This window comes from Pseudonocardia kongjuensis (genome assembly GCF_039526905.1).
In the GTDB taxonomy this organism is placed as follows: domain Bacteria; phylum Actinomycetota; class Actinomycetes; order Mycobacteriales; family Pseudonocardiaceae; genus Pseudonocardia; species Pseudonocardia kongjuensis.
In genome coordinates this window covers 37,908-59,007 of the sequence record NZ_BAAAJK010000050.1, presented here as the reverse complement: position 1 = coordinate 59,007, position 21,100 = coordinate 37,908, and the positions used below count along the sequence as shown (strand labels likewise).

Here is a 21,100-nt window from a genome sequence, read left to right as displayed (position 1 = left end):
TGCGCTCCGCTCACTCGCGCCCCATGTCGCGGTGCTCGACGTTGACCTGGACGCCGTCCCGGCCGGCCAGCCGGCGGCCGATCTCCTCCGAGATCGCCACCGAGCGGTGCTTCCCGCCGGTGCAGCCGACGGCGACCGTCAGGTAGCGCTTGCCCTCCCGCCGGTACCCGGCGCCGACCAGGTCCAGCAGGTCCAGGTAGCGCTCGACGAACTCCTCGGCGCCCTCCTGGGACAGCACGTAGTCGCTGACCTCGCGGTCCCGGCCGGTGTGCTCGCGCAGCTCCGGGATCCAGTGCGGGTTGGGCAGGAACCGCACGTCGACGACGAGATCGGAGTCCAGCGGCAGGCCGTACTTGTAGCCGAACGACAGCACGGTGATCCGGGTCGCGGAGTGCGTGCCCTCGGCGGCGAACGAGCCCTCGATCCGGGCCCGCAGGTCGTGCACCGACAGGGTGGAGGTGTCGACGACGAGATCGGCGTCCTCGCGCAGCGGGCGCAGCACCTCGCGCTCGGCGTTCAGGCCGTCGGTGATCCGGCCGGCGCCCTGCAGCGGGTGCGAGCGGCGGTTCTGCTCGAACCGGCGGACCAGCACCGCGTCGGACGCCTCCAGGAACAGCAGCTTCGGGCGGTAGCCCCGGCTGTCCAGATCCTTGATCACCGCACCGAGGTCGTCGGTGAAGGCGCGCGAGCGCACGTCCATCACGACCGCGATCCGGGTCACGTCGCCGCGGGCCCGCGAGCCCAGGTCGACCATCGTCGCGATCAGCTCCGGCGGCAGGTTGTCGACGACGAACCAGCCGAGGTCCTCCAGTACCTTCGCCGCGGTGCTGCGGCCGGCGCCGGACAGCCCGCTGACCACCGCCACCTCGATGCCCGGACCACCGTCCGGTGCCTGGTCCACCACGTCGGCCGCCCCCGTCATCGCTGTTCCTCCCCCTCGGTCGTCGGGCCGGGCCCGTTACCGCCGTGCAGCGCCGACACCACGGTCTCCGCGGTGCGCCGCCCGAAACCGGGCAGCCCGGCGATCTCCTCGATCCCGGCGGCGCGCAGCTTGCGCACCGACCCGAAGTGCTTCATCAGCGCCTGCTTGCGGGCCGGCCCGAGGCCGGGCACCCCGTCCAGCTCGGACGCGGTCATGCCCTGGGAACGACGCTGCCGGTGATAGGTGATGGCAAACCGGTGCGCCTCGTCACGGACCCGCTGGAGGAGGTACAGACCTTCACTCGTCCGGGACAGGATGACCGGGTCGTCCTCGTCCGGCAGCCAGACCTCCTCGAGCCGCTTCGCCAGCCCGCAGACCGCGACGTCGGTGACGCCCAGCGCGGCGAGCTCGGCGGCGGCCGCGTCGACCTGCGGCTTCCCGCCGTCGACGACGAGCAGGTTCGGCGGGTAGGCGAACTTCCGCGGCCGCCCGGTCTCCGGGTCGATCCCGGTCCGGACGGTGTCCTCCGGCGGCACCTCGCCGGACCCGGCGGGGGCGGTGTCCCCCGCGGTCTCGGCCAGGTAGCGGCGGAACCGGCGGCGCACCACCTCGGCGATCGCCGCGACGTCGCTGTGCCCGGCGGCGGCCCCGTCCCGGATCTCGAAGCGGCGGTACTCGGACTTGCGGGCCAGGCCGTCCTCGAAGACGACCAGCGAGGCGACGACGTTCGTGCCCTGCACGTGGCTCACGTCCACGCACTCGATCCGCAGCGGCGCCTGGTCGAGGCCGAGGTTCTCCTGGAGCTCCTGCAGCGCCGCCGAGCGGGCGGTCAGGTCCCCGGCCCGGCGCAGCCGGTGCTGGGTGAACGCCTCCTTCGCGTTCCGGGCGACGGTCTCGGCGAGCGCCTTCTTGTCGCCGCGCTGCGGCACCCGCAGCTGCACCCGGGAGCCGCGCAGGCCGGTCAGCCACCGCTCCAGCGCGCCGGCCTCGGCGGGCAGCACCGGCACCAGGATCTCCCGCGGGACCGGCTGGGCGGCGTCGTCGGCGGCCCCGGCGAGCGCGTGCTGCTCGCCGTAGAACTGCGAGACGAACCGCTCGACGAGCTGCTCGGTGTCGGTCGGCTCGACCTTGTCGATCACCCAGCCGCGCTGGCCGCGGACCCGGCCGCCGCGCACGTGGAAGACCTGGACGGCGGCCTCCAGCTCGTCCTCGGCGAAGGCGACGACATCGGCGTCGGTGCCGTCGCCGAGCACCACGGCCTGCTTCTCCAGGGCGCGGCGCAGCGCGCCGAGATCGTCGCGCAGCCGGGCGGCGCGCTCGAACTCCAGGTTCTCCGAGGCCTCGGCCATCTCGCGTTCGAGCCGGCGCACCATCCGGTCGGTCCGGCCGGAGAGGAAGTCGGAGAAGCCCTCGACGATCTCGCGGTGCTCGTCCGCGCTGACCTTCCCGACGCACGGGGCGGAGCACTTGTCGATGTAGCCGAGCAGGCAGGGCCTGCCGATCTGGCCGTGCCGCTTGAACACCCCGGCCGAGCAGGTCCGGGCCGGGAAGACCCGCAGCAGCAGGTCGAGCGTCTCCCGGATCGCCCAGGCGTGCGCGTACGGGCCGAAGTAGCGCACGCCGCGGCGGCGCGGGCCGCGGTAGACGTGCAGCCGCGGGTACTCCTCGTTCATCGTGACGGCGAGCACCGGGTAGGTCTTGTCGTCGCGGTAGCGGACGTTGAACCGCGGGTCGTACTCCTTGATCCAGTTGTACTCGAGCTGGAGCGCCTCGACCTCGGTGCCGACGACCGTCCACTCCACCTTCGCGGCGGTCGTCACCATCTGCCGGGTGCGCGGGTGCAGCCCGGCCAGATCGGCGAAGTAGGAGTTCAGCCGCTGCCGCAGGCTCTTGGCCTTGCCGACGTAGATCACCCGGCCACGCGGGTCCGAGAAGCGGTAGACCCCCGGCGACTCCGGGATCGTCCCGGACGCCGGACGGTAGCTGCTCGGGTCGGCCATGGTGCCGTCCAGGATAGTTGCGACCCCCGACACCGCGGGCCGCACCCGGCCCCCGCGGACCCCCCGGACGGGGTGTAGTGACGTGTCGGTGACCGGAAACCGTCGGTCCCCTGCGGTAGACCTCGTGTCGAACACGAGTTCGACGTCCTGCCCCGAGGAGGAGCACCGTGAGCACCACGCACGACACCCCCGGCGGTCCCGCGCTGCAGGAGGCCCGGCTGGACCGGATCCGCAAGCTGCTGGCGAAGGCGGAGCGGGCCGGCACGGCGGCCGAGGCGCAGATCTACACCGACAAGGCCGTCGAGCTGATGGCCCGGCACGGGGTCGACGAAGCGGTCCTGGCCGCCACCGGGCCACCGGGCCACGATCCGATCGGCGGCGTCCGGATCGCGGTCGACGACCCGTACAGCGCGGCGAAGGCCCGGCTGCTGGGGTGGACGGCGGCGGCGCTGCGCTGCCGGTGGGTGCTGCACGACTCCCGCGGCGGCAAGGTCGCCGCGGTCACCGTGTTCGGCTTCGCGTCCGACCGGGAGCGGGTGGAGCTGCTCTACACCTCGCTGCTGCTGCAGGCGTTCACCCAGGTGAACCGGATCCGGCCGCCCGATCCGGGCGAGTCGGTCGCCGCCTACCGGCGCTCCTGGATCTACGGCTTCGCCGCCCGGGTGCACGAGCGGCTGTGCGAGGCGGAGCGGGCCGCCGTCGGCGAGAGCGACGCCGCGGGCGACGGTGCCACCTCCGCCGCGCTGGTGCTGGCCGACCGGGGCGACCGGGTGGCGCGCGCCTACTCCGAGGAGTACTCCGGCCTGCGCCGCGCCCGGCCCCCGCAGGTGTCCGGATCGGGCTACCGCAGCGGCGCCGAGGCCGCGGACCGGGCCGATCTGGGCGGCACCCGGCTCGGCCGGCGGGGCCGGGCCCGGGCGATCGGCGGCTGAGCCGGCCGGGCGCCGGACCTGCCCGGCCCCGGACCCGGACCTGCCCGGCCCCGGACCGGTCCGGCCCGGGTCAGCCCCTGCGGACCGCGTCGCGGTGCAGGTCGCGCAGCGTGCGGACGTTGCGCACGGCGAGCCCGCGATCGACGGCCTGGACGGCGAGGATCGGGTGGTACTCGTCGTCGGGCAGCTCCAGCCGGGCCGAGGAGGCGCCGTCCGGGAACGAGATGCCGTACACCTCCGGCCACGGGAACCAGCGGGTCAGCACCACGTTGCGGATCTCGATGCCGTGCCCGTCGGCGCGCACCCGGGGCCGCGCCATCAGCAGCAGCCCGCCCGCGACGAATGCACCGATCACCATCATCGACGCCTGGTCCACCGGGCGGAAGATCACGCCGGTGTCCTCGGACGGCATCAGGTACGCGACCACGGCGAAGAAGACCATCACCGCGACCGCGCAGACCCACGCGGTGATCAGGATCGCCCGCGGGCGGAGGGTGACGGCGTCCGGGCCGGGTCCGGCCGGTGCCGGGGCCGCGGCCCGCGGCTGCTCGGGGGTCTCGCCGGTCCCGCTGTCCGGGGGCGGCTGCTCGGTCACGGAAGGTCCTTCCCGCCCGGCCCGGTCGGGGCCGGCGCTCATGTCTGCACCCCGGCGCCGGCCCGCAGCTCGCGCAGCACCAGCGCCGATTCCAGGGCCGCGGTGCAGGCCTCGGCCCCCTTGTCCTCCGGCGCGCCGGGCGCACCGGACCGGTCCACCGCCTGCTCGACCGTGTCGGTGGTGAGCACGCCGTTCCCGACCGGGGTGGACTCGTCCAGCGCGACCCGGGTGAGCCCCGCGGTGACCGCGTCGCACACGTACTCGAAGTGCGGGGTGCCGCCACGGACGACGACGCCCAGCGCCACCACCACGTCGTGCGAGCGGGCCAGCTGCTGGGCGACCACCGGGAGCTCGATGGTGCCCGGCACCCGGACCACGGTCGGCTCGGCGCCGGCGTCCCTGGCCGTGGCGACCGCCCGCTCCAGCAGGGTGTCCACGATCTCGGCGTGCCACCGGGCGGCGACCACACCCACCCGCAGTCCGGTCGCGTCCAGCTGTGCGGCCCCGGCGGGCCTGCCCTCACCGCTCATGGGTCGATTCTCGCCTCCCGGTCCGATCCACGCCGGACCGGGTCCTCCGCCGGGACGGCCGCCGTTCAGCCGGACACCAGCGGCGCGATCAGCCGGGTCATCTGCCGGGACGGCACGACCCCCAGCTCCCGCTGCACGAGGCTGCGGAAGCGCTGGTAGTGACGGACCGCGCAGGCCGGGTTGCCCTCGTCGATCAGCACCTGGACGACCAGCCGGTGCGCGCTCTCCCGCATCGGCTCGACGGCCACCGCGGTCATCGCGGCCTCCAGCGCGGCCAGGTGCCGGCCGGCCGCGAGCTGCTCGGCCGCCAGCTGTTCGAGCGCGTGCAGCCGGACCTGGTCCCAGCGCAGCCGCTCGGGCGCCAGCCAGGCGTCCGGCCAGTCGTCGAGCAGCCGGCGGGCCAGCCGGGCCGGCAGCTCCGCGCCGTCGGCGCGCACCCGGCGGGTCCGCACCCGGTCGGCCAGCTCGACCACGTCGACCCGGACCGAGGGATCGAGCCGCAGCCGGGCCGATCCGGCGGGCAGGACGGCCGGGCCGATCCGGCGCCGGACGTGCCACAGCGCGGAGCGCAGGTTGGCCGCCGCCCGGCGGCGGGCGCTGTCCGGCCAGAGCGTCTCGGCCGCGCCGGCCCGGTGGATGCCGTGCGCGGACAGCGCGACCAGCGCGGTCACCCGCTGCGCCGCCACCGGCAGGGTGACGGTCGCGCCGTCGCAGTGGATCCGGAACACCCCCAGCAGCTCGAGCCCGATCACGCCGCCGGCCCCGACGTCGTCCACAGCGCCCCCCGTCACGAACCGACGTACGCACGGAGTGTTCCGTTGTGATCCGCAACGCTGCATCGACAACGTGCGGTAATCCATCCGTGACCGTTCCGACATCGGGGCGTCACCGGCGGGTCGCTGCGGCGTCACCGGCGCGTGGGCCGCCGGACGCGGTGCCGCCGGCCCGGCACCCGGGCACCCGGCCGCGGAACCCGGGCCACCCACTGGCTGCGCGGTGCCCGGGACCCCGCCGGGACGCACCGGGGACGCGCCGGAGACGCACCGGTGACGCGGCAGGGACGCCCGGGTGACGCCCCGGCGACCCGGTGCGCACGCCCCGGCGACGACCGGCCGGGACAGTCCCCGGCGGCACGCGAGGCAGTCGCGGGGCAGTCGGCCCGGCCACACCGACGGAGGTTGCGCATGGCACAGGACGTCTCCATCCACATCGGCCTCAACCGGGTCGATCCCGGCGTCTACGGTGATCCGCTGACCCTGCGCGGCTGCGAGAACGACGCCCGCGCCATGCAGCGGATCGCCGCGCGGGCCGGCTTCGACGGGTCGCGCAGCACGGTGCTGCTCTCCGAGCGGGCCACCGCGGCGACCGTCACCGGCGCGATCCGGGACGCGGCCCGCACCCTGGATCCGGGCGGGATCCTGTTCCTCACCTACTCCGGGCACGGTTCCCAGATCCCGGACCCCGGCGAGCCGGACGGCCTGAACGAGACCTGGGTGCTCTACGACCGGCAGCTCGTCGACGACGAGCTCGGCGCGCTGTGGGAGCGCTTCGCGGACGGCTGCCGGATCCTGGTGCTCTCCGACAGCTGCCACTCCGGGTCGGTCATCAAGGACCTCGCCGGGGAGCTGGTCGACGCCACGCTGCAGGGCACCCTGCAGGCGCTACCGCTGCTCGCCCGCTCGATGCCCGGGCTGGAGAACGCCCGGCCGCGGGCCCGGGCGATGCCGTACCGCAACCAGGTCGCCGACTACCTCGCGCACCGGGCGTTCTACGACGCCGTCCCGCGGTTGCGGGACATCGCCACCGGCGCGTCGGTGCTGCTGATCAGCGGCTGCGCCGACAACCAGGTCTCGCTCGACGGCGACGTGAACGGGCTGTTCACCGAGAAGCTGCTCGAGGTCTGGCAGGAGGGCGTGTTCGACGGCGACCACGAGCGGCTGCACACCGAGATCAGCCGGTTGCTGCCGTTCACCCAGTCCCCGCAGCTGTCGCAGGCCGGCGAGTACTCGACCGCGTTCGTACGCCAGCGCCCGCTCACCGTCGCGGCGCCGTCCGCGACCGGTTCCCCGACGCCGGCGCAGACGCCGGCCCAGAACGGGTCGGCCGGCTCCTGGTCCGACCGGCTCCACGAGTGGCTCGACACATGGGAGGACCCCACGATGACCGTGAACCGCAGCACCGACCCGCAGGGCGGGTCGCAGGAGAAGTGGATCGAGCTGCTCCCGATGGCGATCAACATCGGGATGCAGCTGGTCGACGCGTTCACCAAGGAGGGCTACCGGATCCAGGATCCGGCGGGTCGCTCGGTCGCCACGTCCGATCCGGGGCAGCGGCAGAAGTGGCTCGAGTTCATCCCGCTGGCGATCAGCCTCGGCGCCGAGATCTACGACGCGCTGAGCAAGTCCGGGAACCTGCCCGCGGAGCGCCGCCGGGCGCTGCCGGCCGAGGTGTCCCCGGACACCGCGAAGGACTGGCTGGACCTCATCCCGACGCTCATCCAGCTCGGGTCGGGCATCTACGACGAGCTGACCCGTGACGGGTTCGTCACCGGCGGCTCGGCGCCGTCGCTGAAGGACCCGGCCGCGAAGGGCTGGCTGGATCTCATCCCGATCGCGCTGGAGGCGGGCCTGCAGGTGCTCGACGAGCTGACCCGCTCCGGCCGGCGGGAGCTGCCCGGCCGGGTCCGGTCCGCGGACGCGCAGCGGGTCCGCACGTTCGGCGAGACGGTGCTGGCCGAGGTCGGCGGCAGGTGACGGACGCCCGGGGCGCGGGCCGGTCCCGCGCCCCGGGCCGCCACATCAGCGGATCAGCGGATCAGCGCCCGGGATCGGCCAGCCCGCCCAGGTCGGGCAGGTCGTGCCCCATCCGGTCGCGCTTGGTCCGCAGGTAGCGCAGGTTCTGCGGGGTCGGGCGGACCGGCATCGCCTCGCGGCCGACGACGCGCAGGCCGTAGCCCTCCAGCCCGGCCCGCTTGTCCGGGTTGTTGGTGAGCAGCCGCATCGACACGACGCCCAGGTCGGCCAGGATCTGGGCGCCGATGCCGTAGTCGCGGGCGTCGGCGGGCAGCCCCATCGCCAGGTTCGCGTCGACCGTGTCGGCGCCGGCCTCCTGCAGCTGGTAGGCCTGCAGCTTGTGCAGCAGGCCGATCCCGCGGCCCTCGTGCCCGCGCATGTAGAGCACGACACCGCGGCCCTCCCGGGCCACCGCCTCCAGCGCGGCGTCGAGCTGCGGGCCGCAGTCGCAGCGCAGCGAGCCGAGCACGTCCCCGGTCAGGCACTCGGAGTGCACCCGGACGAGCACGTCCTCGCCGTCGTCGGCGGGGGTGCCGACGTCGCCCATCACCATCGCGATGTGCTCGACGCCGTCGAGCAGCGAGTCGTAGCCGTAGGCCAGGAAGTCGCCGTGCCCGGTCGGGATCCGGGCGGTCGCGACCCGCTCGATGTGCTTCTCGAAGCGGCGCCGGTAGGCGATCAGGTCGGCGATCGTGATCAGCGTGAGGTCGTGGTCGGCGGCGAAGACGCCGAGCTCCTCGCCGCGGGCCATGTCGCCCTCGTTCTTCTCCGAGACGATCTCGCAGAGCGCACCGGCCGGGGGCAGCCCGGCCATCCGGGCCAGGTCGACCGCGGCCTCGGTGTGACCGGGCCTGCGCAGCACGCCGCCCTCGCGGGCCTGCAGCGGCAGCACGTGCCCGGGCCGCACCAGCTCGGCGGCCTCGGTCGCCGGGTCGGCCAGCAGCCGGATGGTGTGCGCCCGGTCCTGCGCCGAGATGCCGGTGGTCACGCCCTCCTTGGCGTCCACGGTGACCGTGTACGCGGTGCGGAAGGAGTCCCGGTTGGTGTGGTGCATCGGCGGCAGGTCGAGCCGGTCACAGGTCTCCTCGGTGATCGCCACGCAGACGTAGCCCGAGGTGTAGCGGACGGTGAAGGCCAGCAGCTCGGGGGTGGCCCGGGCCGCGGCGAAGATCAGGTCGCCCTCGTTCTCGCGGTCCTCGTCGTCCATCACGACGACGGCCTTGCCCTCCGCGATGTCCGCGATCGCCTTCTCGATCAGCGCGAACCGCTCGGCCCGCTCGGCCGGCGTCATCGCGGTGTGCGGGTTCTCCGGCAGCTTGCCCGAGACGTTCCCGCCCGGGGTGTTCGACGGCTCGCTCACCGGGCGGCCCCTTCCGTTCCGGACCCGGGGCCCTGCAGGTACCCCGCGGTCATCCGTTCCACGTACTTCGCGATCACGTCGACCTCCAGGTTGACCGGGTCGCCCGGAGTGCGCGCGCCGAGGGTGGTGTCGGCCAGCGTCGTCGGGATCAGCGCCACACCGAAACCGTCCGGGTACACCGCGGCGACGGTCAGCGACACGCCGTCGACGGCGATCGAGCCCTTCTCCACGACGTAGCGGGACAGCTCGGCGGGCAGCGAGAAGCGCAGCGCGTCGCTGCGCTCCCCCGGGTCACGGGAGACCAGCGTCCCGACGCCGTCGACGTGCCCCTGCACGATGTGCCCGTCCAGCCGGCCGCCGGCCGGGACGGCCCGCTCCAGGTTGACCCCGGATCCGGGGGCGACCGCGCCGAGCGAGGTGCGCTTGAGCGTCTCGGGGACCAGTTCCAGGGTGAGCGTCGGCCCCGGGCCGGTCCCCTCCGGTACGACGGCCGTGAGGCAGCAGCCGTTCACCGCGACCGACTCGCCGTGCCCGACCTCGGCGGCCAGTGCGGCACGCACGGTCAGCACGACGACGTCGTCGTCCGTCCGGACGTCGACGACCTCGCCGACCTCCTCCACGATGCCGGTGAACATCCTCGTTGCCTCCTGCTACCCGACCTGCCCGGAGGCCGGTCGTGCGTCGATGACCACGTCGCCGCCGGCGCGGCGGACCTCGTCCACCTGCAACCGCACGATGTCCGCGATCGTTCCCACACCCGCGGCGCCGAGCGCCTGGGGTCCCTCGCCGAGCAGTGCCGGGGCCAGGTGCACCAGCACCCGGTCCACGACGCCCGCGGCGACGAAGGCACCCGCCAGTATCGGCCCACCCTCCAGCAGGACGTCGACGACGTCCCGTATCGCGGGATCGGCCAGCACCTCGGCCGGGTCGCGGGTCCGCAGGTGCAGGGTCGGGGCCGCGCCGTCGGTGCGGAGCCGCGCCCCGGGTGGGATGTCCCGGTGCCCGACGACCACCCGCAGCGGCTGGTCGGCGAACAGGGTGCCGTCCGGGTGGCGGGCGGTCAGTGCCGGGTCGTCGGCGAGGACGGTACCGGTACCGGCGACGATGGCGTCCATCCTGCGCCGCAGGTCGTGCACCTCGCCGCGGGCCTGCGGGCCGGTGATCCAGCGGCTGGTCCCGTCGGCGGCGGCGACCCGGCCGTCCAGGGTGGTGGCGACCTTCCAGGTCACGTGCGGTCGCCCGGTCCGCTGCCGGTGCAGCCAGCCGCGCAGCGGACCGCGGGCGACCTCGTCGGCGAGTGTGCCGAGCGTCACGTCCACGCCGGCGGCGCGGAGCCGGTCCAGGCCGCCGGCGGCGATCGGGTTCGGGTCGGTGAGCGCGGCGTGCACCCGGACGATCCCGGCGTCGAGCAGCGCGTCGACGCACGGCGGGGTGCGGCCGTGGTGGTTGCACGGTTCGAGGGTGACGACGGCGGTGCCGCCGGCGGCGCGGTCGCCCGCCTCGGCGAGCGCGGTGCGCTCGGCGTGCGGGCCGCCGGGCGGGGCGGTGGCGCCGGTGCCGGCCACGGCGCCGGTCCGGTCCAGCACGACGCAGCCGACCGCCGGGTTCGGGCTGGTGCGGCCGTGCACCAGGTCGGACGCGGCCAGCGCGCGGCGCATGGCGTCCGTGACGGCGACGGACGTCTGGTGCGGCGCGGTGCTCACCGGATCGGTCCGGTTCAGCCGGCCCAGCGGTGCGGGTTGGCCGTGCGCACGCGCTCACGCAGGGCCGCGACGGCGCGCCCCGGGTCGTCCGCGCCGTAGACCGCCGAGCCCGCGACGAAGCAGTCGACGCCCGCCTCGGCGGCCTGCTCGATCGTGTCGGCGTTGATCCCGCCGTCGATCTCGACGAGCAGCCGCAGGTGCCCGGTGTCGACGAGCCGGCGGGCGGCCCGGACCTTCTCCAGCACCTCGGGGATGAAGCTCTGCCCGCCGAAGCCGGGCTCGACGCTCATCACCAGCAGCGTGTCGTAGTGCCGCAGCACGTCGACCCAGGGCTCCAGCGGGGTGCCCGGCTTGATCGACAGCCCGGCCAGCGACCCGGCCGCGCGCAGGTTCTTCGCCAGCATCACCGGATCGCGGGCGGCCTCGACGTGCACCGTCACGTTCCGGGCGCCCGCCTCGGCGTAGCCGGGGGCCCAGCGGTCCGGGTCCTCGATCATGAGGTGGCAGTCCAGCGGGATGCCGGTGGCCGACTCCAGGCTCTGCACCACCGGGAGGCCGAGCGTCAGGTTCGGCACGAAGTGCGCGTCCATCACGTCGACGTGCAGCCAGTCGGCCCCCGGTTCGTCCCCGCGGGGACCGACGGCGGCGGCCTCGTCGGCGAGCCGCGCGAAGTCCGCAGACAGGATGCTGGGTGCGATCATCGGGTGCACGCCCGCAGGCTATCCCTGCCCGGCACGGCCTCCGGCACCCCCGTGCGAGGGAGGGATCACATCCGGCACGGGGGAACCGGGCCCGCGGCGCCGATCCGGCCCGACCCGGCCCGGCCCGGTGCCGCCCCGGGTGCCGCTCAGCCGGCGGGGCGGCGCAGCAGCGCGAGGAACATCGCGTCGGTCCCGTGCCGGTGCGGCCACAGCTGCACCGACGGCCCGTCGCCCAGTCCGGGCATGCCGTCCGGCAGGACGGTCCGGGCGTCCAGCTGCTCGACCGGACCGGCCGGGCCGGGGCGCCCCTCCCGGCCGACGATCCGCCCGACCACGCCCACGGTCTCCGACACGTGCGGCGAGCAGGTCACGTAGCCGACGACGCCGCCGGGCCGGACCAGCCGCAGCGCCGCGACGAGCAGCTCGCGCTGCAGCCGGGTGAGCGCCGCGGTGTCCTCGGGGCGGCGCCGCCAGCGCGCCTCCGGGCGGCGGCGCAGGGCGCCGAGCCCGGTGCACGGGGCGTCGACCAGCACCCGGTCGAAGGTGCCGTCGGGCAGGCCGGACTCCCGGCCGTCGGCCACGTGCACGGTGACCGGCAGCTCGGCGGTCGCCTTCCGGACCAGGTCGGCGCGACGCTCGGCTGACTCGACCGCGTCGAGGGTGCCGCCGAGCGCGGCGACCAGGCCGCCGAGCAGCGCGGCCTTGCCGCCGGGGCCGGCGCACAGGTCGAGCCAGCGGCCGGTGTCCTCGCCGACCAGCTCGGCCCTGGCGAGCGCGGCCGCGACGAGCTGGCTGCCCTCGTCCTGCACCACGGCCAGTCCCTCGGCGACGGCGTCGAGCTCACCGATCTCGCCGCTGCCCGGCTCCAGGTGCACCCCGTAGGGCGACCACGGCGCCTCCTCCCCGCCGGTCGCCAGCGCCAGCTCCTCCGCGGAGATCTCGCCCGGCCGGGCCAGCAGGTGCACCCGCGGGCGGGCGTCGTCGGCGGCCAGCGCGGCGGTCAGCTCGTCGCCGGTGTCGCCGAGCGCGTCGGCGAACGCCTGCGCGATCCAGCGCGGATGGGCGTGCCGCAGCGCGGCGGCGCCGACCGGGTCCTGCGCCGGGTCCGGGGCGAGCCGGTCCAGCCAGGTCGGCTCGTCGTGCTCGCCGATCCGGCGCAGCACCGCGTTGACGAACCCGGCCGACTGCGCGCCGTGCTCACCGCGCACCAGGTCGACGCAGGTGGAGACGGCGGCGTGCGACGGCACCCGGGTGCGCAGCAGCTGGTAGGCGCCGAGGCGCAGCGCGTCGAGCAGCGCGTGCTCGATCTTGGCGAGCGGCCGGTCGGTGCACTCGTCGATGATCGCGTCGAGCAGGCCCTGGGCGCGCAGGGTGCCGTAGCCCAGCTCGGTGGCGAGCGCGGCGTCGCGGTCGCGCAGCCCGTGCCGGCGCAGGATGCCGGGCAGCGCCAGGTTGGCGTAGGCGTCGCGCTCGCGCACCGCGGTGAGCAGGTCGTAGGCGGCCTGGCGGGCCGGGTCGCCCGCCGGGGGGCGGCCGGAGCCGGTGCGACCGCGCGGCGGGCCGGCGTTGCGCGGGCCTGCGGTGCGCTCGCGGCGGCCGCCCGCGGTGCGGTCCCGGCGCGGGTCGCGGCGCGGGGCGGAACCGGAGTCCCGGTCCCGGCGCGGCGCGGAGTCGCGGCGCGGAGCGGAGCCGGAGTCGCGGCGCGGACCGGCCCCGGAGCCGGAGTCGCGGCGCGGACCGGAATCCGGCTCCCGGCGGGATCCGCCACCCGGGCCACCCTCGCGACGCGCACCGGCTCCCGGGCCGCCGTCCCGGTCCCGGCGCGGACCGGCACCCGGACCGCCATCCCGGTCCCGGCGCGGACCGGCACCCGGACCACCGTCCCGGTCCCGGCGCGGACCGCCGCCATGGCCGCCGCCGGTCCCCCGGCCGCCGCCGGGGGCGGCGCGGTCCGGGCGCTGCCCGCCGCCGGACCAGCCCGAGCCGGACCGGTCGTCCCGGCGGGGCCGGTCAGCACGGTTGCCCCGGTCGGCAGGGCCGCCCCGGTCGGCACGGCCGCCCCGGTCACGGCGCTCACCGCGGTCGCGCGGGCCGTCACGGTCGGGCCGGTCGGGCCGGTCGTCGCCCGGTCGGGTTCCGGGGTCCTGCTCGCTCACGTCGTCTCCTCGGCGGTCGTCCCGCCTCGGCCGGATGGTTCCGGCCGTCCTCGCTCGTCGTCGGTGCCCGCCGCCGGGATCGTCCGGCGTCGCGGCGGGTCAGCTCAGGTGTTCGCCCGGCTCGATCCGGGCGCCCCGGGCCCAGTCCGGCGCCGCCATCAGGCGCTTGCCCTTCGGCTTCACCTCGCCCAGCTCGACCGGGACGGTGGCGGTGCCGGCCAGCACCCGGCGGCGCTCCACCCGCAGCTCTCCGGGGGCGAGCTCCAGCTCGCCGGTGCGCAGCGGGCGGACCGGGCCGACGCCGAGCCGCTCGCCGCGGAACTCGTACCAGGCGCCCGGCTCCGGGGTCACCGACCGGATCAGCCGGTCGACCGCGGTGGCGGGTGCCCCGACCGGCACCCGGGCGTCGGCGGTGCTGACCTTCGGGGCGAACGTGATCCCGTCCGCCGGTTGCGGCACGGCGGTCACGGTGCCGTCCTCGATGCCGTCGAGGGTGGCGGCGAGCAGCTTGGCGCCGGACTCGGCGAGCCTGCCCAGCAGCGTGCCCGCGGTGTCGGTGGGGCCGACGGTCTCGGTGACGACACCGAACGTCGGCCCGGTGTCCATGCCCTCCTCGAGCCGGAAGGTCGTGGCGCCGGTCACGTCGTCGCCGTGCCGGATCGCCGCCTGCACCGGGGCCGCGCCGCGCCAGGCGGGCAGCAGCGAGAAGTGCAGGTTCACCCAGCCGTGGGCGGGCACGTCGAGCACGGACCGCGGGAGCAGCGCCCCGTAGGCGACGACCGGTGCGCAGTCCGGTGCCAGCTCGCGGAGCGCGGCGAGGAACTCCGGCTCGGACGGCCGGGCCGGGGTGAGCACCGGCAGGCCGGCGGCGTCGGCGAGCTCGCCCACCGGTGACCGGGTCAGCCTGCGGCCGCGGCCGGACGGCGCGTCCGGCCGGGTCAGCACGGCGACCACCTCGTGCCGCGGCGAGTCCAGCAGCGCCCGCAGCGCCGGGACGGCCGGCGCCGGCGTGCCGGCGAAGAGCAGCCTCATCGAGCCTTGCCGAACAGCGGGTGCGGGCTGACCTGCACCGTCGGTGCCGGTTCGCCGAACCACTCGGCCTCCCGGATCGCCCGCATGGCCTCCTTGCGGGTCTCGGCGTCGAGCCGGTCGATGAACAGCACGCCGTCGAGATGGTCGGTCTCGTGCTGGATGCACCGGGCCAGCAGCTCCGACCCCTCGACGACCAGCGGCTCGCCGTGCATGTCCCAGCCGCGGGCGACCACGGTCAGCTTGCGCCGGCAGTCCCAGCCGAAGCCGGGGATGGACAGGCAGCCCTCCATGCCGATCTGGTCCTCGTCGCCGACCGCCTCCCAGGTGGGGTTCACCAGGTGCCCGGTGAAGCCGTCGCAGTCGTAGACGAACACCCGCTTGCCGACGCCGATCTGCGGCGCGGCCAGGCCGGCGCCGCCCTCGTCGTGCATCGTGTCGGTGAGATCGGTGACCAGCTTGCGCAGCTCCGCGTCGAAGTCCGTGACCTCGGTGGCACGGGTGCGGAGCACGGGGTCTCCGAACAGCCGGACGGGCTGGATGGGCACGGTTCTCCTCGCGGACGGTGGGTGGTGGGTGGGGAACCGATTGTGCCATTGGGGCCGGGCGGGGTTACTCGATCTCCCCCGGATCCATCCGCACCCGCACCGCGTCGGCCGCCTTGCGGGCCGTGCGCAGCGCCTGGGCGTCGTGCAGGGCGGCCGCCAGCCGCCGCCCGGCGTCGCGGGGCACCCGCAGCAGCGCGCGCTCCCGGATCTCGTCGCGGCCGGCGCCGCGCCCCGGACGCTCCGGCGGGTCGATCTCCACCGGCCCCAGCAACTCGACCCCGCGCGGCGGGTCCCGGTCCGGATCGAGCACCGCGTCGCAGATCTCGGCGACGGCGGCGGGCGGGCCCTCGACCGCGGCCATCCGGACGGCGGGCGGGAACCCGACGTCGGCGCGCTCGGCCAGCTCGGCCTCGGCGTGCCCGGCCGGGTCCCAGCGGACCAGTGCCTGCACGGTGGGGATACCGGAGTCGGCGACGACCACCACCCGGCCGCCGTCGGTGTGCGCGACCACCCCGGCGGCCGCGGCGAACCAGCGGCGCAGCGTCTCCTCGGCGACCCGCAGGTCCGGCCGGGCCAGCATCGCCCAGCCGTCCAGCAGCAGCGCCGCGCCGTAGCCGCCCTCGGCGACCGGCTCTGCCCCCGGGGTCGCGACCACCAGCGACGGCCCGGCCGGGACGTCGTCGACGATCGGGGCGCCGCCGCCGGAGGTGCGCACGGTGGTCCCGGGGAACGCCCGGCCCAGCTCCTCCGCGGTGCGGCCGGCGCCGACCACCCCGGCCCGCAGCCGGCGCGACGCGCAGTTGCCGCAGCGGAAGCCGGGCTCGACCCGGCCGCACCACCGGCAGGCCGGCAGCCCGGCGGCCGCGTCGGTCCCGCCGGAACGGGGCCGGGGCAGCCCGAGCGGCCCGGCGCAGTGCCGGCAGCGGGCGGCCTCCCGGCAGGAGGCGCACGCCAGGAACGGCAGGTAGCCCGAGCGCGGCACCTGCACCAGCACCGGGCGCCCGGCGGCCAGCGCCGCGCGGGCCGCCTCGAACGCGACCCCCGGGACCCGGGCGGCCCGGGCGGCCGGATCGCGCACCAGCTGGGTGTCGGTCTCGCCGATCGCGGTGACCCGCGGTGCGCGGGCCCGCACCGTCGCCCGGTCGGCGAGCACCGCCAGCGCCCAGCCGGACTGCACCAGCAGCTGGGCCTCCGCGGTGCGGGCGAAGCCGGCCACCAGCACGGCGGCGCCCTCCCGGTGCGCGCGCAGCACCAGCACGTCGCGGACCTGCGGGTACGGCGCACGCGGCTCGGAGTGCGAGTCGTCGCCGTCGTCCCACACGGCGAGCAGGCCCAGCTCACCGAGCGGGGCGAACGCGGCGGAGCGGGTCCCGACGACCACCCGGACGCTCCCCCGCCGCACCGCCAGCCACCGCCGGTAGCGCTCGGCCGGGCCGAGCTCGGCGGTGAGCGCGACGACCGCGTCCTCGCCGAGCAGCGCGGCGCAGGCCGCGTGCAGCCGGTCGACGTCGCGCTGGTCGGGCACGACGAGCAGCGCGGACCGGCCTGCGGTGCGGGTCGCGGCCGCGGCCTCGGCGAGCCGCACCGCCCAGTCCTCGCCGGGCAGCGGCTGCCAGACGGCGTGCGCGGCGCGGCCCCCGGCGAGCGCGTCGAGCAGCGCGCCGCCGCGCGGGTAGGCCGACCAGCCCGCCGGGTCGGGCGGCTCCGGCTCGGCGGTGGTCCGGGCCCGCGGGGTCTCCGACTCGACGCGGGCGTGCCGGGCGGGCACGGCGAGCCGGAGCACGTCGGCGAGCACCCCGGCACACCGGTCGGCGACGGCGCGGGCGAGCCCGGCGACCTCGGGGGTCAGGACCGGCTCGGCGGAGACCACCTTGTCCACCCAGGCGAGCCTGCCGTCGTGCCCGGAGGACCCGGCGCGCTCCAGCAGGTAGCCGTCGACCATCCGGCCGGCGAACCGGACCCGGACCCGGACGCCGGGGACGGCGACGTCGTCGAGGTGGGTCGGCACCCGGTAGTCGAAGGGCCGGTCCAGGTGCGGCAGCGGGACGTCGACGACGATCCGGGCCACCGGCAGCGCCGCCGCCTCCTGCCACTCGCCGCGGTTGCGCGCGGGACGCCGGGGGCGCGCCGCCCCGGCGGGACGTGCGGTCGCGGGAGAGCTCACGGCCAGGGTCTACCAGACGCCTCCGACGCACCGGTCGGACGGACACCCGGCCGGGGTGGCGGGACGGGCCCTGACCGGACGGCGGGACCCCGGCGACCGGCCGGTGACGTGCGCGTGGCCGGGTCCGCGCGGTGCGGACCCGGCCACGGGCGTCGTGCGGGCGGTCAGGCCCCGACGGCCGACTTGAGCGCGTCGGCGCGGGAGGTGTCCTCCCACGGGAGCTCGACGTCGGTGCGGCCGAAGTGGCCGTACGCGGCGGTCGGGGTGTAGATCGGGCGCAGCAGCTTCAGGTCGCGGATGATCGCGGCCGGGCGCAGGTCGAAGACCTCCTCGATGGCGGCCTGGATCTTCGCCGGGTCGACGTTCTCGGTGCCGAAGGTCTCCACGAACAGGCCGACCGGGGCGGCCTTGCCGATCGCGTACGCGACCTGCACCTCGATCCGCCCGGCGAGCCCGGCGGCGACGGCGTTCTTGGCGACCCAGCGCATCGCGTAGGCGGCGGAGCGGTCGACCTTCGACGGGTCCTTGCCGGAGAAGGCACCGCCGCCGTGGCGGGCCATGCCGCCGTAGGTGTCGACGATGATCTTGCGGCCGGTCAGGCCCGCGTCGCCCATCGGCCCGCCCAGCACGAAGCGGCCGGTCGGGTTGATCAGCAGCCGCGGCTCGGACGGGTCCCAGCCGAGCGCCTCGACCTCGGGGGTCACGACGTGCTTGAGGATGTCGGGGGCGAGCATGCCGTCGAGGTCGACGTCCGCGGCGTGCTGGGAGGACAACACGACGGTGTCCAGCCGGGCCGGCTTGTCGCCCTCGTAGTCGATGGTGACCTGGGTCTTGCCGTCGGCACGCAGGTAGGGCAGCGTGCCGTTCTTCCGGACCTCGGTCAGCCTGCGGGCGAGCCGGTGGGCCAGCGCGATCGGGAGCGGCATGAGCTCCGGGGTGTCCTCGCAGGCGTAGCCGAACATCAGGCCCTGGTCGCCCGCGCCCTGCTTGGCGATCTCGTCCTCGGCGGACTCGACGCGCTTCTCGTAGGCGGTGTCGACACCCTGCGCGATGTCCGGCGACTGCGCGCCGATCGCGATGTTCACGCCGCAGGAGGTGCCGTCGAAGCCCTTCGCGGACGAGTCGTACCCGATCTCCAGGATGCGGTCCCGGACCAGCTGCGGGATCTCGACGTAGGCGTTGGTCGTGACCTCACCGGCGACGTGCACCTGCCCGGTGGTCACCATGGTCTCGACGGCCACCCGGCTGCTCGGGTCTTGCGCGAGCATCGCGTCGAGGATCGTGTCGCTGATCGCGTCACAGATCTTGTCGGGGTGGCCCTCGGTGACCGATTCGCTCGTGAACAGACGGCGGCTCGTGTTCGACACGCGCAGTTTCTCCATCCCGTTGTGGTGCTGTTGTGGTGCTGTCGTGGTGCTGCCTTCACTCCGGCGCGACGCGCCTCGGGCGGCCGCGCTCGTCCGGACGCTTCCGCGATCGGGGCGTCCGCCGGGGACCGACCCTAGTCCAGATCGGGCGACGGTACGGAGATCACAGGACGCAACTGTGCACGCAACGTGAAGTATCGCTGAAAGTCAGCTACACAGGGTCGCCGGATGGGGTGATTGACGCTCCGCTCGCGAATCGCGCGCCGCCCCACTCGTTGGTCGGAACAGTACCGCCGCGCACCGCGCGGACGGGCCCACCGATCAGACGAAACGCGACTCCACGGCGGTGCTGCACCGTCGTCGCCACGGAGGATGTCCCACGATGAAGCCGAACTCCCGACGGATCGCCGCCGCCGTCGCCGCGCTGGCAGTGGCAGGCGTCACCGCCACCGGTGTGATCGCAGGCACTGCGGCCGCCGCCGGCACCGGAACCTGCACCTCGAGCGTGAACGTGCGCTCGGAGCCCGCCACCGACGCGCCGATCGTCGGGGTGTGCGAGCGCGGCGACACCACGTCGGTGGGTGACACCCGCAACGGCTTCGTCGAGCTTCCGGAGTACGGCGGCTGGGCGGTCGCCGAGTACGTGTCGACGACCAGCAGCTCGTCGCCGCGGACCGGCTCGCCGACCGCCCCGGCCGACTCCGAGGACGCCACGCCGCGCACCTCCGAGCGGTCCACCGCGCCGCGCGCCGAGGACCGCTCGTCGTCGACCGGCAGCCCGTCCACCAGCAGCCCCTCCAGCAGCAGCCCCTCCAGCAGCACGCCGTCGAGCAGCACGCCGAGGTCGACGTCGGACGGCCCGGAGGGCGCCGCCGAGCGGCGCACCCAGCCGTCCACGACCGGCAGCGCGACCCCGTCGGCGACCGGCAGCACCGACGAGAGCACCGAGAGCACCCCCACCGAGGACCCGTTCTTCGCCGACGACTGACCCCGCCGTCGCCACCCGGCCGCACACCCGATGACCTCGCCGCACACCTGCTGCGACGGGTGTGCGGCGGGGCCTGTGGGTGTGCGGCTCAGCTCAGGCGCGGGGTGACGGCGTCCCAGATCCGGGAGGCCAGCAGGGCCTTGGAGCCCATCGGCAGCTCCTCCTCGCCGCCGTCGCGGGCGAGCAGCCAGCCGGCGTTGTCGAGGGTCTCGAACGCCTTGCCGTCGCCGACGGCGTTGACGACGAGCAGGTCGCAGCCCTTGCGGGCGAGCTTGGCGCGGCCGTGGTGCAGCACGTCGCCCTCGGCGTCGCCGGTCTCCGCGGCGAACCCGACGACGACCTGGCCGGGCCGCGGGCTGTCGTGCACCAGCCCGGCGAGGATGTCCGCGTTCTGCGCCATCCGCAGCGGGGCGGGCTCGTCGCTGCCCCGCTTGATCTTGTCGGTGGCAGTGGACAGGGGCCGGAAGTCGGCGACCGCGGCGGCCATCACGACGGCGTCGGCGTCCGCGGCGGCGGACCGGACGGCGGTCTCCATCGCGGCCGCGGTGCCGGCGTGCACCACGTCGACCGCGGCCGGGACGGCGAGATCGGCGGTGTGCCCGGCGACCAGGGTGACCCGGGCGCCGCGCTGGGCGGCGACCCTGGCGAGCGCCCAGCCCTGCCGGCCGGACGAGCGGTTGCCCAGGTAGCGGACCGGATCGAGGGCCTCCCGGGTGCCGCCGGCGCTCACCACGACGTGCCGGCCCTCCAGGTCGCGGGGCAGCGCGTCCGGGCGCTCCAGGAGCAGCGTGGCCAGGTCGGCGATCTCGGCCGGATCGGGCAGCCTGCCCTTGCCGGTGTCCGCGCCGGTGAGCCGGCCCGCGGCGGGCTCCAACACGACGGTGCCGCGGGACCGCAGCAGCGCGACGTTGTCCCGGGTGGCCGGGTGCTCCCACATCTCGGTGTGCATCGCGGGGGCGAGCACCACCGGACATCGCGCGGTGAGCAGCGCGGCGGTGAGCAGGTCGTCGGCGCGGCCGTGCGCGACGCGGGCCATCAGGTCGGCGGTGGCCGGTGCGACGACGACGAGATCGGCCCGCTGCCCGAGGGCGACGTGCGGGACCTCGTGGACGTCGCTGAACACGTCGGTCGCGACCGGCCGCCCGGACAGCGCCTCGAAGGTGGCGGCGCCGACGAACCGCAGTGCGGCGGCGGTGGGGATCACCCGCACCGCGTGACCGGACTCGGTCAGCCGGCGCAGCAGCTCGGCGCTCTTGTAGGCGGCGATCCCGCCCGAGACGCCGAGCAGGACCTCAGGTGCCGTCCCGGGCATC

Annotated in this window: 18 protein-coding genes; 2 read left to right on the top strand and 16 right to left on the bottom strand. The window is 75.8% G+C overall.

The genetic code is table 11. The features are described 5' to 3' along the window. Positions 1 to 10: 10 nt before the first annotated feature. The gene (rapZ, locus tag ABD160_RS28890) at positions 11 to 922 is read right to left on the bottom strand and encodes an RNase adapter RapZ (RefSeq protein ID WP_344028393.1); all 912 of its coding nucleotides are present in this window, start codon (positions 920 to 922) and stop codon (positions 11 to 13) included. Then, on the bottom strand, positions 919 to 2,922 hold the full coding sequence (gene uvrC / locus ABD160_RS28885) for an excinuclease ABC subunit UvrC (RefSeq protein ID WP_344028390.1): 2,004 nt from the start codon (positions 2,920 to 2,922) through the stop codon (positions 919 to 921). The genes rapZ and uvrC overlap by 4 nt, the downstream gene beginning before the upstream one ends. Before the next feature lie 167 nt (positions 2,923 to 3,089). On the opposite strand from uvrC, the gene ABD160_RS28880 reads away from it, so the two are divergent. After that, entirely contained in the window at positions 3,090 to 3,854 is a 765-nt protein-coding gene (locus ABD160_RS28880; RefSeq protein WP_344028387.1) for a DUF2786 domain-containing protein, read from the top strand. Between the two features lie 70 nt (positions 3,855 to 3,924). Here the strand turns inward: ABD160_RS28880 and ABD160_RS28875 are convergent, their stop codons facing one another. From ABD160_RS28875 to ABD160_RS28865, 3 genes are all read right to left on the bottom strand, one after another. Further along, positions 3,925 to 4,332 (bottom strand): PH domain-containing protein, encoded by a 408-nt coding sequence (locus ABD160_RS28875; protein ID WP_425563679.1) that lies wholly within the window; start codon positions 4,330 to 4,332, stop codon positions 3,925 to 3,927. Positions 4,333 to 4,487: 155 nt separating this feature from the next. After that, positions 4,488 to 4,979, bottom strand: a complete 492-nt coding sequence (gene ribH / locus ABD160_RS28870; RefSeq protein ID WP_344028380.1) for a 6,7-dimethyl-8-ribityllumazine synthase — start codon at positions 4,977 to 4,979, stop codon at positions 4,488 to 4,490. Positions 4,980 to 5,044: 65 nt separating this feature from the next. Then, positions 5,045 to 5,755, bottom strand: coding sequence for an AfsR/SARP family transcriptional regulator (locus ABD160_RS28865; RefSeq protein WP_344028377.1), 711 nt, complete (start codon positions 5,753 to 5,755; stop codon positions 5,045 to 5,047). A 408-nt stretch (positions 5,756 to 6,163) separates the two neighbouring features. Here ABD160_RS28865 and ABD160_RS28860 point away from each other — a divergent pair, with 408 nt between their 5' ends. Beyond that, positions 6,164 to 7,732 (top strand): caspase family protein, encoded by a 1,569-nt coding sequence (locus ABD160_RS28860; protein WP_344028375.1) that lies wholly within the window; start codon positions 6,164 to 6,166, stop codon positions 7,730 to 7,732. A 61-nt stretch (positions 7,733 to 7,793) separates the two neighbouring features. Here the strand turns inward: ABD160_RS28860 and ABD160_RS28855 are convergent, their stop codons facing one another. The 11 genes from ABD160_RS28855 to coaBC form a co-directional block, all read right to left on the bottom strand. Next, on the bottom strand, positions 7,794 to 9,062 hold the full coding sequence (locus ABD160_RS28855) for a bifunctional 3,4-dihydroxy-2-butanone-4-phosphate synthase/GTP cyclohydrolase II (protein WP_344028438.1): 1,269 nt from the start codon (positions 9,060 to 9,062) through the stop codon (positions 7,794 to 7,796). Positions 9,063 to 9,127: 65 nt separating this feature from the next. Next, positions 9,128 to 9,766: a riboflavin synthase gene (locus ABD160_RS28850; RefSeq protein ID WP_344028372.1), complete on the bottom strand. Its 639-nt coding sequence runs from the start codon at positions 9,764 to 9,766 to the stop codon at positions 9,128 to 9,130. Positions 9,767 to 9,781: 15 nt separating this feature from the next. Further along, positions 9,782 to 10,789, bottom strand: a complete 1,008-nt coding sequence (ribD, locus tag ABD160_RS28845; RefSeq protein ID WP_344028435.1) for a bifunctional diaminohydroxyphosphoribosylaminopyrimidine deaminase/5-amino-6-(5-phosphoribosylamino)uracil reductase RibD — start codon at positions 10,787 to 10,789, stop codon at positions 9,782 to 9,784. 59 nt (positions 10,790 to 10,848) lie between these two features. Beyond that, positions 10,849 to 11,535 (bottom strand): ribulose-phosphate 3-epimerase, encoded by a 687-nt coding sequence (rpe, locus tag ABD160_RS28840; RefSeq protein WP_344028432.1) that lies wholly within the window; start codon positions 11,533 to 11,535, stop codon positions 10,849 to 10,851. 146 nt (positions 11,536 to 11,681) lie between these two features. Beyond that, the gene (locus tag ABD160_RS28835) at positions 11,682 to 13,025 is read right to left on the bottom strand and encodes an RsmB/NOP family class I SAM-dependent RNA methyltransferase (RefSeq protein WP_425563678.1); all 1,344 of its coding nucleotides are present in this window, start codon (positions 13,023 to 13,025) and stop codon (positions 11,682 to 11,684) included. Positions 13,026 to 13,790: 765 nt separating this feature from the next. Next, a complete protein-coding gene (fmt, locus tag ABD160_RS28830) occupies positions 13,791 to 14,723 on the bottom strand; it encodes a methionyl-tRNA formyltransferase (RefSeq protein WP_344028369.1) in 933 nt (310 codons plus the stop codon). Then, positions 14,720 to 15,268, bottom strand: coding sequence for a peptide deformylase (gene def, locus ABD160_RS28825; RefSeq protein WP_344028367.1), 549 nt, complete (start codon positions 15,266 to 15,268; stop codon positions 14,720 to 14,722). The genes fmt and def overlap by 4 nt, the downstream gene beginning before the upstream one ends. 64 nt (positions 15,269 to 15,332) lie before the next feature. After that, positions 15,333 to 17,432 (bottom strand): primosomal protein N', encoded by a 2,100-nt coding sequence (locus ABD160_RS28820; protein ID WP_344028364.1) that lies wholly within the window; start codon positions 17,430 to 17,432, stop codon positions 15,333 to 15,335. Between the two features lie 164 nt (positions 17,433 to 17,596). Further along, entirely contained in the window at positions 17,597 to 18,814 is a 1,218-nt protein-coding gene (gene metK, locus ABD160_RS28815; RefSeq protein ID WP_344028361.1) for a methionine adenosyltransferase, read from the bottom strand. Between the two features lie 306 nt (positions 18,815 to 19,120). Continuing rightward, a complete protein-coding gene (locus ABD160_RS28810) occupies positions 19,121 to 19,759 on the bottom strand; it encodes a hypothetical protein (RefSeq protein WP_344028357.1) in 639 nt (212 codons plus the stop codon). A gap of 116 nt (positions 19,760 to 19,875) precedes the next feature. Further along, entirely contained in the window at positions 19,876 to 21,099 is a 1,224-nt protein-coding gene (gene coaBC, locus ABD160_RS28805; RefSeq protein WP_344028354.1) for a bifunctional phosphopantothenoylcysteine decarboxylase/phosphopantothenate--cysteine ligase CoaBC, read from the bottom strand. Position 21,100 lies beyond the last annotated feature (1 nt).

Coding starts and splice junctions, on each gene's coding strand:
- ABD160_RS28860 (WP_344028375.1), top strand. CDS start 6,164: ATGGCACAGGACGTCTCCATCCACATCGGCCTCAACCGGGTCGATCCC.
- ribD (WP_344028435.1), bottom strand. CDS start 10,789: ATGCGCCGCGCGCTGGCCGCGTCCGACCTGGTGCACGGCCGCACCAGC.
- ABD160_RS28850 (WP_344028372.1), bottom strand. CDS start 9,766: ATGTTCACCGGCATCGTGGAGGAGGTCGGCGAGGTCGTCGACGTCCGG.
- rpe (WP_344028432.1), bottom strand. CDS start 11,535: ATGATCGCACCCAGCATCCTGTCTGCGGACTTCGCGCGGCTCGCCGAC.
- fmt (WP_344028369.1), bottom strand. CDS start 14,723: ATGAGGCTGCTCTTCGCCGGCACGCCGGCGCCGGCCGTCCCGGCGCTG.
- rapZ (WP_344028393.1), bottom strand. CDS start 922: ATGACGGGGGCGGCCGACGTGGTGGACCAGGCACCGGACGGTGGTCCG.
- uvrC (WP_344028390.1), bottom strand. CDS start 2,922: ATGGCCGACCCGAGCAGCTACCGTCCGGCGTCCGGGACGATCCCGGAG.
- ribH (WP_344028380.1), bottom strand. CDS start 4,979: ATGAGCGGTGAGGGCAGGCCCGCCGGGGCCGCACAGCTGGACGCGACC.
- coaBC (WP_344028354.1), bottom strand. CDS start 21,099: ATGCCCGGGACGGCACCTGAGGTCCTGCTCGGCGTCTCGGGCGGGATC.
- ABD160_RS28855 (WP_344028438.1), bottom strand. CDS start 9,062: ATGACGCCGGCCGAGCGGGCCGAGCGGTTCGCGCTGATCGAGAAGGCG.
- metK (WP_344028361.1), bottom strand. CDS start 18,814: ATGGAGAAACTGCGCGTGTCGAACACGAGCCGCCGTCTGTTCACGAGC.